This is a genomic window from Streptococcus sp. GS001, assembly GCF_021595565.1.
Classification (GTDB): Bacteria; Bacillota; Bacilli; order Lactobacillales; family Streptococcaceae; genus Streptococcus; species Streptococcus xiaochunlingii.
Window position 1 is genome coordinate 1 of sequence record NZ_JACSYJ010000005.1, and the last position, 14,749, is coordinate 14,749.

At 42.6% G+C, this 14,749-nt stretch carries 11 protein-coding genes and 9 tRNA genes; all 20 read left to right on the plus strand.

Features of this window, described 5'->3' with window-relative positions; translation table 11 throughout:
* Positions 1-52 precede the first annotated feature (52 nt).
* The 20 genes from H8S88_RS08645 (at position 53) to purF (ending at position 14,706) form a co-directional block, all read left to right on the plus strand.
* Positions 53-126, plus strand: a tRNA-Pro gene (locus H8S88_RS08645).
* Positions 127-131: 5 nt separating this feature from the next.
* Positions 132-205: transfer RNA gene (locus H8S88_RS08650), tRNA-Met, on the plus strand.
* Positions 206-221: 16 nt separating this feature from the next.
* A tRNA-Ile gene (locus H8S88_RS08655) sits at positions 222-295 on the plus strand.
* A 9-nt stretch (positions 296-304) separates the two neighbouring features.
* A tRNA-Ser gene (locus H8S88_RS08660) sits at positions 305-394 on the plus strand.
* Between the two features lie 9 nt (positions 395-403).
* Positions 404-477, plus strand: a tRNA-Met gene (locus tag H8S88_RS08665).
* 5 nt (positions 478-482) lie between these two features.
* Positions 483-555 (plus strand) — tRNA-Phe (locus tag H8S88_RS08670).
* 16 nt (positions 556-571) lie between these two features.
* A tRNA-Gly gene (locus H8S88_RS08675) sits at positions 572-642 on the plus strand.
* 33 nt (positions 643-675) lie between these two features.
* Positions 676-749, plus strand: a tRNA-Ile gene (locus H8S88_RS08680).
* Positions 750-753: 4 nt separating this feature from the next.
* A tRNA-Ser gene (locus H8S88_RS08685) sits at positions 754-841 on the plus strand.
* A 144-nt stretch (positions 842-985) separates the two neighbouring features.
* The gene (pcsB, locus tag H8S88_RS08690; protein ID WP_125330024.1) at positions 986-2,233 is read left to right on the plus strand and encodes a peptidoglycan hydrolase PcsB; all 1,248 of its coding nucleotides are present in this window, start codon (positions 986-988) and stop codon (positions 2,231-2,233) included.
* A gap of 159 nt (positions 2,234-2,392) precedes the next feature.
* Positions 2,393-3,367, plus strand: coding sequence for a ribose-phosphate diphosphokinase (locus H8S88_RS08695; protein WP_061564550.1), 975 nt, complete (start codon positions 2,393-2,395; stop codon positions 3,365-3,367).
* A gap of 357 nt (positions 3,368-3,724) precedes the next feature.
* On the plus strand, positions 3,725-4,123 hold the full coding sequence (locus H8S88_RS08700) for an LPKTxAVK-anchored surface protein (RefSeq protein ID WP_125336204.1): 399 nt from the start codon (positions 3,725-3,727) through the stop codon (positions 4,121-4,123).
* Positions 4,124-4,218: 95 nt separating this feature from the next.
* Positions 4,219-5,085, plus strand: coding sequence for a class B sortase, LPKTxAVK-specific (gene srtB, locus H8S88_RS08705; RefSeq protein WP_125336205.1), 867 nt, complete (start codon positions 4,219-4,221; stop codon positions 5,083-5,085).
* Between the two features lie 315 nt (positions 5,086-5,400).
* Positions 5,401-6,582 carry a pyridoxal phosphate-dependent aminotransferase gene (locus H8S88_RS08710; RefSeq protein WP_125336206.1) on the plus strand — a complete coding sequence of 394 codons (1,182 nt, stop codon included), beginning with the start codon at positions 5,401-5,403 and terminating at the stop codon, positions 6,580-6,582.
* Positions 6,566-7,345 (plus strand): DNA repair protein RecO, encoded by a 780-nt coding sequence (gene recO / locus H8S88_RS08715; protein WP_048789397.1) that lies wholly within the window; start codon positions 6,566-6,568, stop codon positions 7,343-7,345. The genes H8S88_RS08710 and recO overlap by 17 nt, the downstream gene beginning before the upstream one ends.
* On the plus strand, positions 7,342-8,346 hold the full coding sequence (gene plsX, locus H8S88_RS08720; RefSeq protein WP_048789398.1) for a phosphate acyltransferase PlsX: 1,005 nt from the start codon (positions 7,342-7,344) through the stop codon (positions 8,344-8,346). Before recO ends, plsX begins: the two co-directional genes overlap by 4 nt.
* Positions 8,343-8,588 carry a phosphopantetheine-binding protein gene (locus H8S88_RS08725; RefSeq protein WP_048687889.1) on the plus strand — a complete coding sequence of 82 codons (246 nt, stop codon included), beginning with the start codon at positions 8,343-8,345 and terminating at the stop codon, positions 8,586-8,588. The genes plsX and H8S88_RS08725 overlap by 4 nt, the downstream gene beginning before the upstream one ends.
* Positions 8,589-8,757: 169 nt before the next feature.
* Positions 8,758-9,465 carry a phosphoribosylaminoimidazolesuccinocarboxamide synthase gene (gene purC / locus H8S88_RS08730; protein WP_125336207.1) on the plus strand — a complete coding sequence of 236 codons (708 nt, stop codon included), beginning with the start codon at positions 8,758-8,760 and terminating at the stop codon, positions 9,463-9,465.
* A gap of 63 nt (positions 9,466-9,528) precedes the next feature.
* Positions 9,529-13,254: a phosphoribosylformylglycinamidine synthase gene (locus H8S88_RS08735; protein WP_048789400.1), complete on the plus strand. Its 3,726-nt coding sequence runs from the start codon at positions 9,529-9,531 to the stop codon at positions 13,252-13,254.
* Positions 13,255-13,266: 12 nt separating this feature from the next.
* Positions 13,267-14,706, plus strand: a complete 1,440-nt coding sequence (gene purF, locus H8S88_RS08740) for an amidophosphoribosyltransferase (RefSeq protein ID WP_048687883.1) — start codon at positions 13,267-13,269, stop codon at positions 14,704-14,706.
* Positions 14,707-14,749: the final 43 nt, after the last annotated feature.

The following is a 14,749-nucleotide window of genomic DNA, read 5'->3' on the forward strand; positions in this document are numbered from 1 at the left end:
AGGCGGTTAGAGGTTCGACTCCTCTAGGGTGCATAAAGCGTAAGCTTTAGTTCGGGAAGTAGCTCAGCTTGGTAGAGTACTTGGTTTGGGACCAAGGTGTCGCAGGTTCGAATCCTGTCTTCCCGATTTATGGCGGTGTAGCTCAGCTGGCTAGAGCGTCCGGTTCATACCCGGGAGGTCGGGGGTTCGATCCCCTTCGCCGCTATACTATTGATCTTGTCGGACCTTTAGCTCAGCTGGTTAGAGCTCTCGGCTCATAACCGAGTGGTCGTAGGTTCAAGTCCTACAAGGTCCATAATTAGCTGGAGGATTACCCAAGTCCGGCTGAAGGGAACGGTCTTGAAAACCGTCAGGCGTGTAAAAGCGTGCGTGGGTTCGAATCCCACATCCTCCTTAATATTAACGCGGGATGGAGCAGCTCGGTAGCTCGTCGGGCTCATAACCCGAAGGTCGTAGGTTCAAATCCTGCTCCCGCAATATTTGGCTCGGTAGCTCAGTTGGTAGAGCAATGGATTGAAGCTCCATGTGTCGGCGGTTCGATTCCGTCTCGCGCCATTTTCCTTAATAATAAGCGGGTGTAGTTTAGTGGTAAAACTACAGCCTTCCAAGCTGTTGTCGCGAGTTCGATTCTCGTCACCCGCTTTGAACTTTTGTTCATTACCAAGTTTTTGACTTGGGCGCGTAGCTCAGGTGGTTAGAGCGCACGCCTGATAAGCGTGAGGTCGGTGGTTCGAGTCCACTCGTGCCCATTTTGGAGAATTACTCAAGAGGCTGAAGAGGACGGTTTGCTAAATCGTTAGGTCGGGTAACTGGCGCGGGGGTTCGAATCCCCCATTCTCCGTACGGAATCAAGTTAGCTTTCTAGCTAACTTTTTTTGTTACTTTGATACATCAATAGAAATAAAATTGTAACAAAGGCGTAATATAAAATCTTTCATTTTCTGTTATACTAGTTAGTGTCTTATATGAAGGAGTCTTTTATTTTATGAAGAAAAAATTATTAACGACTATTTTACTTACTACAGTTGCTTTATCACAAGTAGGTACAGTTATTTCTGTAGGAGCTGATTCTACTGATGATAAAATTGCTGCACAAGATAATAAGATTGCTGATTTGAGTTCAAAAGAACAAAGTGCGCAAGCACAAGTTGATCAAATTCAAGCTCAAGTTTCTGAAATCAAAAAACAACAAGAAACTCTTAAAGCTGAAAATGAACGTTTGAATGAAGAGTCTGCTAAACTTTCTGCAGAGATTGAAGAGCTCTCTAAGAACATTGTTGCTCGTCAAGAATCATTAGCGAACCAAGCACGTAGTGCTCAAACAACAGGAACTGCTACAAGTTACATTAACGCTATTGTAAGTTCTGGTTCTTTGACTGAAGCTATTTCACGCGTTTCTGCAATGAATGAGATTGCTAGTGCGAATAACAAAATGTTGGAAGAGCAAAAACGTGATAAAGAAGATATCGATGCTAAGCAAAAAGAAAACAACGATGCCATTAACACTGTTATTGCGAACCAACAACAATTAAATGATGATGAACAAGCTTTAGCAACTAAGGAAGCTGAGTTGAAAGTCGCTCAATTGAATTTAGCGGCTGAAAAGTCAACAGCTGAAAATGAAAAGAATGCTTTGCTTGAAGAAAAAGCAGCAGCTGAGAAAGCAGCAGCTGAGAAAGCAGCTGCAGAAGCTGCATACCGTGCTCAACAAGAAGAACAGCGTAAGGCTGTAGAAGCATCTGCTAATACTAACTTGCAAGCACAAGTGCAAGCTGCTACTCAAACACCTGCAGCTGAAGGTGCACAACCTCAAGCAACTGTTGCAACTCCTGCTGCAGCACCAGCAGTTCAAACTCAAACAGTTACTACACCAGCAGCAACTAGTCGTCCAACATACAGCTCTTCTGCAAGTTCATACCCAGTAGGTGAATGTACTTGGGGTGTTAAAGTATTGGCACCTTGGGCTGGCGATTACTGGGGTAATGGAGCACAGTGGGCTGCAAGTGCCGCAGCAGCTGGATTCCGTACTGGTAGCCAACCACAAGTTGGAGCTATTGCATGTTGGAATGACGGTGGATATGGACACGTAGCGGTTGTTACAGCTGTTCAATCTACTACAAGTATCCAAGTATCTGAATCTAACTACTTAGGTATTCGTAGCATTGGGAACTACCGTGGATGGTTTAACCCAGTGAATGCACAAGGATCAGTTACTTATATCTATCCAAACTAAAAAATTAAAACACTCACTTTTAGTGGGTGTTTTTTACTATAGTTACTATTTTAATTTTTGATGGATTATGGATTGAAAAATCATGTAAAAAGCGTTACAATGGGTAAAGAGAAGATTTGTACATTTGTACATTGTGGTTAATTTTATGTGGAGGAAATCATGTCGTTTTCGGATTTAATGCTGTTTGCTTTATCTTCTAACCAAGATTTGGCTGAACGTGTCTCTAAGGAGATGGGATTGCCACTTGGTAAGTCGACCGTACGTCAATTTTCAGATGGGGAAATCCAAGTCAATATCGAGGAGTCTATTCGTGGTAAAGAGGTGTATATTCTTCAATCTACGAGCTCTCCTGTCAATGATAATTTAATGGAAATATTGATCATGGTAGACGCCTTAAAACGTGCCAGTGCTCAAACCATTAATGTAGTGATGCCTTATTATGGTTATGCCCGTCAAGACCGTAAAGCTCGTGCTCGTGAGCCGATTACATCCAAATTGGTTGCCAATATGTTAGAGATTGCTGGTGTGGATCGCCTTTTAACCATTGATTTGCATGCGGCTCAGATTCAAGGGTTCTTTGATATTCCAGTGGATCATTTGATGGGGGCTCCATTGATTGCAGACTACTTTGAACGTCGTGGCATGATTGGTTCTGACTATGTGGTAGTCAGTCCGGACCACGGTGGTGTGACGCGTGCTCGCAAGCTAGCTGAGTTTTTGAAAACACCAATCGCCATCATTGATAAACGTCGGAGTGTTGATAAAATGAACACCAGCGAAGTCATGAACATCATTGGGAACGTTGAAGGGAAAACTTGTATCCTGATTGATGATATGATTGATACTGCGGGAACCATTTGCCACGCTGCGGATGCACTTGCTGAAGCAGGAGCAGTAGAAGTCTATGCAAGTTGTACGCACCCTGTATTGTCTGGTCCAGCTATGGACAATATTCAGAAATCAGCGATTAAGAAGTTGGTAGTATTGGACACTATTTACCTACCTGAAGAGCGCTTAATCGATAAAATTGAACAAATTTCCATCGCAAAACTATTAGCAGAAGCGATTATCCGCATTCATGAAAAACGTCCTCTGTCTCCTCTATTTGAAACTGGAAATGCGAAAAAATCTTAAAATGTAAAAAAGAGGTTGTAGAAAGCCTCTTTTTTGAAGAAAGGAAAGATATGTTTTTCAACTGGTTAAAAAAAGAAAGTAAGATAAAGAATCAGAGGGAGGAGTTGCTGAAGGAAGCACAAAAAAATGAGGATAGATTGGATCCTTGTCTACCCAAAAAGACCTTGCCAAAGAGTGGTGTAGTCAAATAGAGTAAGGAAAATGCCTTAGAAAATCAAATAGTTTGTTTCCTAAAAAAAATTAAAAAAATTTTAAAATTAGCTAAAAAATTTGTTGACAGATATATGATATAGTAGTATACTTAAACTAGTTACGAAGTAACGAAATATTTTTAAAATGAAAAAAGGAGATAAAACAATGAAAAAAGTTTTATTATCATCAGTAGCAGCGCTTGCAGTATTTGCAGCAGCAGCACCAGTTTTCGCAGCAGACGATATCCCATTTGGTGGACCTAACGGAGTTCTTGGTTCAGGTTATGTAGATACTGATAAAGATGCAGCATCTCTTGATCAAGCTAGAGATTTTGGTAACAAAGCTCAACAAGAAAACTCTAAAGCTAAAACAGGTGAAGCTAACAACGCAGTTGTAGAACCTAAGAAAGATGCAAACGGAAACGTTATCGAAAACGAATTCGTACTTCGTGAAAAAGGTCCTAAAGCTGATAAAGCTGAAGGAAAGAAAGACGCTAAAAAAGAAGAAGGAAAAGCTCCAGCTGCTGGACAAAAAACTCTTCCAAAAACAAGCGCAGTTAAATAATTTAATTATTAATTAGCTCATAAAAATACACTGGGTCCTTGGGCTCAGTGTATTTTTTAGAAAAAATCGAATACTTATTAGGAGAATTCTAATTTATGAAACGAGCAGAGAAACAGACGACTTCCAAAGGAAAGGGATTGGGAATTCTTTTTGCCTTAGTAGCCGTTGTAGCACTTGTTCTTGGGTTTATTTTCTTCAATCCATTTGGTAAACAAAAATCCACATCGACACATCAGGAAACTGCGAAATCTACAAGCGGTTCGACTAGTTCTAAACAAGAGGTAAAATATACCCCTAGTCAAGAGGAGAAAGATTACCTAGCAAATCGTTTTGCCAAATTTACTGCAGTTAATCCAGAGACGATTGCCTATGTTTATGCTCCTGGTACGGAGTTAGATGAGCCAGTAGTTCAAACAGGTGATAATGCTACTTACTTGGATAAAACTTTTGAAGGTGGCTACCAACCGTATTTAGGTACGGTCTTCATGGATACGGATAACAAAAAAGATTTTAGCGATCGGTTGACTTGGTTATTCGGTCATGCTCGTGGGAGCAAGGTTGCAGATCATCGGATGTTTAACGATGTTAACTTCTATGATAACCAAGAGTACTTTGACCAACATCCTTATGTAGTTATTGAAACACCTGAGCGTAAGTATTATTATGAAGCAATGTGCTTGGTCATTGTTCCTGAAACGACTGCTTTCTACCGTACAAGCTTTAAGGATGATGAAGATTTCACTACCCAATTGAAGCATAACTATGAAGGATCGCGGACAAAGAATCCAAATATTAAAATCAAAGCTTCTGATAAGTACTTAGTCTTGTCTACTTGTCGTGAAGAAGATGAAACGATCCGTTCCAATCTCTACCTTCGTCAAATTCCGGATTCGGAAATGAAGGATTTCTTGGCGAAACATGGTGATCAGTTGAATTATGTTGCAACACGTGGTCAAGAATAGAAAAGATTTGGTAAAATTTATTCAATGAGAGAGAGTGGGACAGAAATCGGTAATTCGTTAGAATTCGATTTCGTCGTCCCACCTCCGCACAGTTGAGTAGGGCTGTAAAAGCTGATGAAATCAGCGTGGTAGAGCCCACTCAACCACTGCGTCTTGCTCGATAATCCAAAGACAATTGAGAGGCTAGGACTTTTGTCCCAGCCTTTTTTGATGAGAAAGGTTATTATTGTATCATTTTAGTTGGGGCTAGCCCCTTTTTTGCGATGGTTTTCTATTTATAGTATAATGGTGATAGAACTTTTTTTGGAGGTGGCTATGGATTTAACAAAACGGTTTAATCAAAATTTGAATCGAATCGAGATTTCTTTGATTCGTCAGTTTGACCAAGCCATTTCTTCTATTCCAGGTGTTTTACGTTTAACCTTGGGTGAGCCAGATTTTACGACTCCAGATCATGTAAAGGAAGCAGCAAAAGCAGCTATTGACGCCAACCAGAGCCATTATACGGGGATGAGTGGCTTGTTAGCTCTACGTGAAGCTGCTAGTCAGTTTGTAGCTGAAAAATATAACCTACAGTATCGACCAGAGGATGAAATTTTGGTCACCATTGGGGCAACGGAGGCCCTTTCTGCGACCTTGACGGCTATATTGGAACCGGGAGATGTGGTGCTATTACCAGCACCTGCTTATCCTGGTTACGAACCCATTATTAAACTGATGGGGGCTAGTGTCGTCGAAATCGATACGACAGACAATCGCTTTATCCTCAGCCCAGAGGCTTTAGAAAAGGCCTTAGAAGAGCAAGGTGACCGCGTCAAGGCGGTTATTCTCAACTACCCAGCTAATCCGACTGGTGTCACCTACTCTAAGGAGCAGATGCAGGAGTTGGCTAGAGTCTTGAAGAAATATGAAGTCTTTGTCGTTTGTGACGAAGTTTATTCAGAGCTAACCTATACAGGTCAGCCTCACGTTTCCTTAGGATCCTATCTACGGGACCAAGCCATTATTATCAATGGCTTATCTAAGTCTCATGCTATGACAGGCTGGAGACTTGGTTTTATCTTTGCGCCGGCTTCCTTGACAGCTCAATTAATCAAGAGTCATCAGTACCTGGTGACTGCAGCGGGGACCATGAACCAGTATGCAGCCATTGAAGCCTTAACGGTTGGTAAAGACGACGCAGAGCCGATGAAACGGGAATACATAGAGCGTCGAGATTATATCATCAAAGAAATGTCTGCCATGGGCTTTGATATTATCCGCCCGGATGGGGCCTTCTATATTTTTGCTAAGATCCCACAAGGATATCTTCAAAATTCCTTCGATTTTTTGAAGCTCCTAGCCCAAGAAAAGGCTGTTGCCTTTATCCCAGGAATGGCTTTTGGCCCATATGGAGAAGGCTATGTGCGCTTGTCTTATGCAGCAAGTATGGAAGTGATCCAAGAAGCGATGAGTCGGTTGAAGGAGTTTATGAAAGAACATGCTGGAGAGCATTGAGAGTCGTGGCATCGTCCTCTACCATCGGGATTACCGAGAGGATGATAAGCTGGTTAAAATCTTTACAGAGCAAGCTGGCAAGCTCATGTTTTTCGTGAAACATGCCAATCGTTCTCGGTTGAATTCTATGATCCAACCTTTGACTTTAGCGGATATGTATCTGAAAATCAATGATGACGGACTCAGCTATATCGAAGATATTCATGAGGTTCAAAGTTTCCAAGGGATTAATCAAGATCTTTTTCGTCTTTCCTACGCAACCTATATACTGGCCTTGGCAGATGCTAGTATACAGGATCGTCAACCTGATCCAGCTTTATTTGCTTTTTTAGAGCAGACCTTGCAATTGATGGATCGGGGCTTGGATTATGAAATCTTGACCAATATTTTTGAAATGCAGATTTTATCCCGATTTGGTGTTGCCTTAAACGTCCATGAGTGTTGTGTCTGTCATCGAGTGGGGCTACCTTTTGATTTTTCATTCCGCTTGGGTGGTGTCCTTTGCCCAGATCATTATGATCGTGACGAAAGACGGGCCCACTGGGATCCAAATGCTCTCTATTTGCTAGATCGTTTTCAAGCCGTGAAATTTAGTGAGTTAGAGACGATTTCCATCCATGATGCGATGAAGAAAGAGTTGAGAAAGTGTCTAGACCAACTCTATGATGAATATGTCGGCATTCATCTTAAAGCTAAGAAATTTATTGATTCCCTGGGAAGCTGGGGAGAGATCTTAAAAGATCAGTCTGGAGGTAAGAAATGAAAAAAATTGCAGTTGATGCAATGGGTGGAGATCATGCTCCACAGGCCCTGGTAGAAGGGGTCAATCAAGCCATACAAGAATTTAAGGATATTGAAGTCATTTTGTATGGGGATGAGGCTAAAATTAAGCAATACCTAACGGCAACTGAACGGGTATCCATCGTCCATACGGATGAGAAAATCAACTCAGATGATGAGCCAACTCGTGCGATTCGTCGGAAAAAGCAAGCAAGTATGGTCTTAGCAGCGCATGCAGTTAAGAATGGGGAAGCGGATGCGATGCTTTCTGCAGGAAATACAGGAGCTCTTCTTGCCTCTGGTTACTTCATCGTCGGTCGGATCAAGGTCATCGATCGTCCAGGTTTGATGTCGACTCTTCCTACCCTTGATGGGAAGGGCTATGATATGTTGGATCTGGGGGCAAATGCTGAAAATACGCCAACACACTTGCACCAATATGCGATTATGGGAGCCTATTATGCAGAGAATGTCCGTGGCATTAAGCGGCCTCGTATCGGTCTCTTAAATAACGGAACAGAGGAAAGCAAGGGGGATCCCCTACGCAAGGAGACCTATCAACTATTAGCAGCGGATCCTTCTCTTAATTTTATAGGAAATGTGGAAGCGCGTGACTTGATGGATGGAGTTGCTGACGTCATTGTGACAGATGGATTTACAGGTAATGCTGTCCTTAAGACTATGGAAGGAACTGCTCTGGGCCTCTTTAAACAGTTGAAAACGGTCCTTAGTGGTGGTGGGTTGAAAGCCAAGATTGGAGCCTTCCTCTTGAAGAATGATCTACGAGGTTTGAAAAAGACCTTGGATTATTCAGATGTTGGAGGTGCGGTCTTGTTTGGCTTGCAAGCCCCTGTCGTGAAAACCCATGGTTCTAGTGATGCCAAGGCTGTCTATAGCACAATTCGCCAGATCCGGACCATGTTGGAAACAGATGTTATTCGTAAATCTGTGGTTGAATTATCAGAATTGGAGGAAGAGAAATGAGTCGTCATCAAGAAATTTTTAAACTAGTTGAAGGGTTGATTCAAGATAATAAGGGATCTGACTATGAGGTCTCTTTGGATTTGGATTTACGAAAAGACTTGGAAGTGGATTCCGTTGATCTCATGGAATACATTATTTATTTGGAAGAAGCCTATCAAATCAATATTCCAGACAAGGATATTGATGCCATGGCAACTGTTGGAGATATGGTAGACTACGTTTTGAAGAAAACAAGCAAATAAAGTTCGGTTTTTACGAACGAATAAGCATCTAAAAATATGAGGTTGAATCTTTTTGATTCAATCTCTTATTATTTTTGTGTTACAAGCGAACAAGATACGGATTTAACTTGAAAAAACAACCTCTCTGTGATACACTGAAAGGGATAAAAGATGAAAGGCGAACAAGAAGATGTCCGATCAATTAATTTATACGGGGAAAGCAAAAGATATTTATAGTACAGAAGACGAACATGTGATTAAGTCCGTTTATAAGGACCAGGCCACCATGCTGAATGGAGCTCGCAAAGAGACCATTGAGGGGAAAGGTGTGCTCAACAATCAGATTTCGTCTCTTATTTTTGAAAAATTGAATGCTGAGGGTGTAGAGACGCACTTTATCGAACGTATTTCTGATACCGAACAATTGAACAAGAAGGTTACTATCATTCCTTTGGAGGTTGTTCTACGTAATGTGACTGCGGGTTCCTTTTCTAAACGGTTTGGCGTTGAAGAAGGTTTGGACTTGGAGACTCCAATCGTTGAATTTTACTACAAGAATGATGAGTTGGATGATCCCTTTATCAATGATGAGCATGTCAAGTTCTTGGATATTGCCAATGATGAGCAAATTGCTTATATCAAGGAAGAAACGCGTCGTATCAATGAATTGTTGAAAGATTGGTTTGCACAAATTGGTCTTCGTTTGATTGACTTCAAATTGGAATTTGGTTTTGATAAGGATGGCAAGATTATCTTGGCAGATGAATTCTCACCAGATAACTGCCGTCTTTGGGATGCGGAAGGGCACCATATGGACAAGGATGTTTTCCGTAGAGACTTGGGCAGTCTGACAGATGTGTACAAGGTTGTGTTAGAGAAATTGCAGGGCTTGAAGTAATCTTTTTGAAACGGAAAATCTTCGTCTTCAAGAGCATGTTTGAATAGAAATAAAGGAAATAAAATGGATAAACGTATTTTCGTTGAGAAAAAAGCTGATTTTCGTGTGAAATCGGACTCTTTAGTAAAAGAATTACAGCATAATCTTCAGTTGAAAACGTTGAAGGATCTTCGGATTGTTCAGGTTTATGATGTCTTTGGTTTGGCAGAGGACTTGTTTGCGCGTGCGGAAAAACACATCTTCTCTGAGCAAGTGACTGATACTGTTTTGGACGAGGCTGCGGTTCAGGCTGATCTTGAGAACTATGCTTTCTTTGCTATCGAAAGTTTGCCTGGTCAATTTGACCAACGGGCAGCATCTTCGCAAGAAGCTTTGCTTTTGCTTGGTAGTTCAAATGATGTAACAGTGAACACAGCGCAATTGTACTTGGTTAACAAGGATATTGATGCGAATGAGTTGGAAGCTGTCAAAAACTACCTCTTGAATCCAGTGGATTCTCGTTTCAAAGATATCACTGTTGGTATTGCGAAACAGGATTTTTCTGAGTCTAACAAGACCATTCCAAGCTTGGATTTCTTTGAAATTTATACGGCAGAAGATTTTGCACAGTATAAGGCTGAGCAAGGATTGGCCATGGAAGTGGATGACCTTCTCTTCATTCAAGATTACTTCAAGTCTATTGGACGTGTGCCAACTGAGACTGAGTTGAAGGTGTTGGATACCTACTGGTCTGACCACTGCCGTCATACAACTTTCGAGACTGAGTTGAAAAACATCGACTTCTCAGCTTCTAAATTTGAAAAACAATTGCAAGCGACTTATGACAAATATATCGCCATGCGTGACGAGTTGGGACGTACGGAAAAACCTCAAACCTTGATGGATATGGCCACTATTTTTGGTCGTTATGAGCGTGCTAATGGTCGTTTGGATGACATGGAAGTGTCTGATGAAATCAATGCCTGCTCTGTTGAAATTGAAGTGGATGTCAATGGTGTGAAAGAACCATGGCTTCTTATGTTCAAGAATGAAACCCACAACCACCCAACTGAAATCGAACCATTTGGTGGTGCGGCTACTTGTATTGGTGGTGCCATTCGTGACCCATTGTCAGGTCGTTCATACGTTTACCAAGCCATGCGTATCTCAGGTGCTGGTGATATTACAGCTCCAATTTCAGCAACTCGTGCTGGTAAATTGCCACAACAAGTGATCTCTAAAACAGCGGCTCACGGTTATTCTTCATACGGTAACCAAATTGGTTTGGCGACAACTTATGTTCGTGAATACTTCCACCCAGGTTTCGTTGCTAAGCGTATGGAGCTAGGTGCAGTTGTCGGTGCGGCTCCTAAAGAAAATGTTGTCCGTGAAAAACCTGAAGCAGGTGATGTGATTATCTTGCTCGGTGGGAAGACTGGACGTGACGGTGTCGGTGGTGCGACAGGTTCTTCTAAAGTTCAAACGGTTGAATCTGTTGAAACAGCTGGTGCTGAGGTTCAAAAAGGGAATGCCATCGAAGAACGTAAGATTCAACGTCTTTTCCGTAATGGGGAAGTGACCCGTCTGATCAAGAAATCAAATGACTTTGGTGCTGGTGGTGTCTGTGTGGCGATCGGTGAATTGGCAGATGGTCTTGAAATTGATCTAGACAAAGTGCCATTGAAATACCAAGGTTTGAACGGTACAGAAATTGCCATCTCTGAATCTCAAGAACGGATGGCTGTCGTGGTTCGTCCAGAAGATGTAGATGCCTTCGTCGCAGCATGTAACAAAGAAAATATTGATGCTGTTGTCGTTGCAACAGTGACGGAGAAACCAAATCTTGTCATGCACTGGAATGGTGAAACCATCGTTGATTTGGAACGTCGTTTCCTTGATACAAACGGTGTACGTGTGGTTGTAGATGCTAAGGTGGTTGACAAGGATGTTAAGCTTCCAGAAGAACGTCAAACATCTGCTGCAACCCTTGAAGCTGATACTCTTGAAGTCCTGGCTGACCTTAACCATGCCAGTCAAAAAGGGTTACAAACCATCTTTGATAGTTCAGTTGGTCGTTCAACAGTCAATCACCCACTCGGTGGTCGCTACCAAATTACACCAACGGAAGCTTCTGTACAGAAATTGCCAGTCCAACATGGCGTGACAACAACTGCTTCTGTTATGGCGCAAGGATTTAACCCTTATATCGCCGAATGGTCTCCATATCATGGTGCTGCTTATGCGGTCATCGAAGCAACTGCTCGTTTGGTTGCTGCTGGTGCCAACTGGTCTAAGGCTCGGTTCTCTTATCAAGAATACTTCGAGCGGATGGATAAACAAGCAGAGCGTTTTGGCCAACCAGTATCAGCTCTTCTTGGATCCATTGAAGCTCAGATTCAACTTGGTTTGCCATCTATCGGTGGTAAAGACTCGATGTCTGGTACCTTTGAAGAATTGACAGTACCACCAACCTTGGTTGCTTTTGGGGTAACAACTGCGGATAGCCGTAAGGTTCTTTCTCCAGAATTTAAAGTTGCTGGTGAAAATATTTACTACATTCCTGGTCATGCTTTGGCACAAGAAATTGACTTTGGACTCATCAAGTCGAACTTTGCTCAATTTGAAGCTATCCAAGCTGACCACAAAGTGACAGCCGCATCAGCTGTTAAATATGGTGGTGTGGTTGAAGCTCTTGCCCTTGCAACATTTGGGAACCATATCGGAGCAAACGTCGAATTAGCTGACCTTGACACTAGCTTGACAGCCCAATTGGGTGGATTCGTCTTCACATCGACTGAAGAAATTGCAGGTGTTGCTAAGATCGGACAAACAGTAGCTGACTTTACACTTACTGTCAATGGTGTAACGCTTGATGGACACAAACTTGACAGTGCTTTCCAAGGTAAATTGGAAGAAGTTTACCCAACGGAATTTGCACAAGCAACTGAGTTGGAAGAAGTACCTGCTGTAGCAACAGATGCTGTGATTAAAGCTAAAGAAACAGTTGATACACCAGTGGTTTACATCCCAGTATTCCCAGGTACCAACTCTGAGTACGATTCAGCTAAGGCCTTTGAAAAAGAAGGCGCAAAAGTTAACTTGGTACCATTTGTCACACTGAATGAAGAGGTGATTGTCAAGTCTGTTGACACCATGGTTGACAACATTGAAAAAGCCAACATTATCTTCTTTGCAGGTGGCTTCTCAGCAGCGGATGAACCAGATGGATCAGCTAAATTTATCGTTAACATCTTGCTCAATGAAAAAGTTCGTTCGGCTATTGATAGCTTCATCGAACGCGGTGGCTTGATCATCGGTATCTGTAATGGATTCCAAGCTCTTGTCAAATCAGGTCTCCTTCCATACGGTAACTTTGAAGATGCAAGCAGTACCAGTCCAACCCTCTTCTACAATGATGCCAACCAACACGTGGCTAAGATGGTGGAAACACGGATTGCCAATACCAACTCACCATGGCTTGCGGGAGTAGAAGTTGGAGACATCCACGCTATCCCAGTATCACACGGTGAAGGGAAGTTTGTCGTGACAGCTGAGGAATTCGCAGAGCTTCGTGACAATGGTCAAATCTTTAGCCAATACGTTGATTTTGAGGGCCAACCAAGCATGGATTCTAAATACAATCCAAATGGTTCTGTCCATGCCATCGAAGGAATTACCAGCAAGAACGGTCAAATCATCGGGAAGATGGGTCACTCAGAACGTTTTGAAGACGGTCTCTTCCAAAATATTCCAGGAAATAAAGATCAACATCTTTTTGCATCAGCGGTTCAATACTTTACTGGAAAATAAAAGGTATACAACATGACATACGAAGTAAAATCTCTTAATGAAGAGTGTGGAGTCTTTGGGATTTGGGGACATCCAGACGCAGCAAAACTCACCTATTTTGGCCTTCACAGTCTCCAACACCGGGGACAAGAAGGGGCAGGCATCTTGGCCAATGACCAAGGAACCTTGAGACGCCATCGGGATACAGGTCTGCTTTCAGAAGTCTTTCGGAATCCTTTAAATCTTGAAAAATTGACAGGATCTTCTGCTATTGGACATGTTCGCTATGCGACAGCGGGGGAAGCGTCTGTGGATAACATCCAACCCTTCCTCTTCCGCTTTCACGATACGCAGTTTGGTCTGGCCCATAATGGGAATTTGACCAATGCCCAATCGCTCAAATCGGAATTAGAAAAAAATGGAGCCATCTTTAGCTCGACCTCTGACTCAGAAATTCTGGCCCACTTGATCCGTCGGAGCCACAACCCTTCCTTTATGGGGAAAATCAAGGAAGCACTCAATACGGTCAAAGGTGGGTTTGCTTATCTGATGCTGTTTGAAGATAAGCTGATCGCGGCGTTGGACCCAAATGGCTTCCGTCCTCTTTCTATCGGGAAAATGGCCAATGGTGCCTTGGTTGTTTCTTCGGAAACCTGTGCCTTTGAGGTGATTGGGGCAGAATGGATTCGAGATGTGCATCCTGGTGAGCTCGTGATTTTCGATGAAAATGGTATTACCTATGATCGCTATACGGATGATACTCAACTAGCGATTTGTTCTATGGAGTATATCTATTTTGCTCGTCCTGATTCCAATATCCAAGGAGTCAACGTCCATACGGCTCGCAAGCGGATGGGCGCTCAGTTAGCACGAGAATTTAAGAACCAAGCAGATATTGTAGTGGGGGTTCCCAACTCCTCTCTCAGTGCGGCCATGGGCTTTGCGGAAGAATCCGGTCTGCCAAATGAAATGGGCTTGATCAAGAATCAGTATGTCCAACGGACCTTTATCCAACCGACTCAGGAATTGCGGGAACAAGGAGTGCGGATGAAGCTCTCTGCCGTATCTGGGGTCGTGAAAGGCAAACGGGTTGTCATGATTGATGATTCTATTGTACGTGGAACGACCTCTCGTCGGATTGTGAAATTGTTGAAAGAAGCAGGGGCTACTGAAGTCCATGTGGCAATTGCCAGTCCAGCTCTGGCTTATCCATGTTTCTACGGAATTGATATTCAGAGCCGCGAGGAGCTGATCGCAGCCAACCATACAGTAGAGGAAACTTGTGAGATTATTGGTGCGGATAGCTTGACCTACTTGTCCATTGATGGCTTGATTGATTCTATTGGTATTGATACCGATGCACCAAACGGTGGTCTTTGTGTAGCTTACTTCGATGGGAAATACCCAACACCTTTATATGACTACGAAGAACGCTATTTGGAAAGCTTGAATGAGCAGACCTCCTTTTATTAGGAATGTTTGCAAGTGAATCTGATCAATCACAGTAGACTCTAGG

What these genes read in the sequence shown, in the direction of transcription:
- pcsB (WP_125330024.1), top strand. Translation starts at nt 986, where the DNA reads ATGAAGAAAAAATTATTAACGACTATTTTACTTACTACAGTTGCTTTA.
- H8S88_RS08695 (WP_061564550.1), top strand. Translation starts at nt 2,393, where the DNA reads ATGTCGTTTTCGGATTTAATGCTGTTTGCTTTATCTTCTAACCAAGAT.
- H8S88_RS08700 (WP_125336204.1), top strand. Translation starts at nt 3,725, where the DNA reads ATGAAAAAAGTTTTATTATCATCAGTAGCAGCGCTTGCAGTATTTGCA.
- srtB (WP_125336205.1), top strand. Translation starts at nt 4,219, where the DNA reads ATGAAACGAGCAGAGAAACAGACGACTTCCAAAGGAAAGGGATTGGGA.
- H8S88_RS08710 (WP_125336206.1), top strand. Translation starts at nt 5,401, where the DNA reads ATGGATTTAACAAAACGGTTTAATCAAAATTTGAATCGAATCGAGATT.
- recO (WP_048789397.1), top strand. Translation starts at nt 6,566, where the DNA reads ATGCTGGAGAGCATTGAGAGTCGTGGCATCGTCCTCTACCATCGGGAT.
- plsX (WP_048789398.1), top strand. Translation starts at nt 7,342, where the DNA reads ATGAAAAAAATTGCAGTTGATGCAATGGGTGGAGATCATGCTCCACAG.
- H8S88_RS08725 (WP_048687889.1), top strand. Translation starts at nt 8,343, where the DNA reads ATGAGTCGTCATCAAGAAATTTTTAAACTAGTTGAAGGGTTGATTCAA.
- purC (WP_125336207.1), top strand. Translation starts at nt 8,758, where the DNA reads ATGTCCGATCAATTAATTTATACGGGGAAAGCAAAAGATATTTATAGT.
- H8S88_RS08735 (WP_048789400.1), top strand. Translation starts at nt 9,529, where the DNA reads ATGGATAAACGTATTTTCGTTGAGAAAAAAGCTGATTTTCGTGTGAAA.
- purF (WP_048687883.1), top strand. Translation starts at nt 13,267, where the DNA reads ATGACATACGAAGTAAAATCTCTTAATGAAGAGTGTGGAGTCTTTGGG.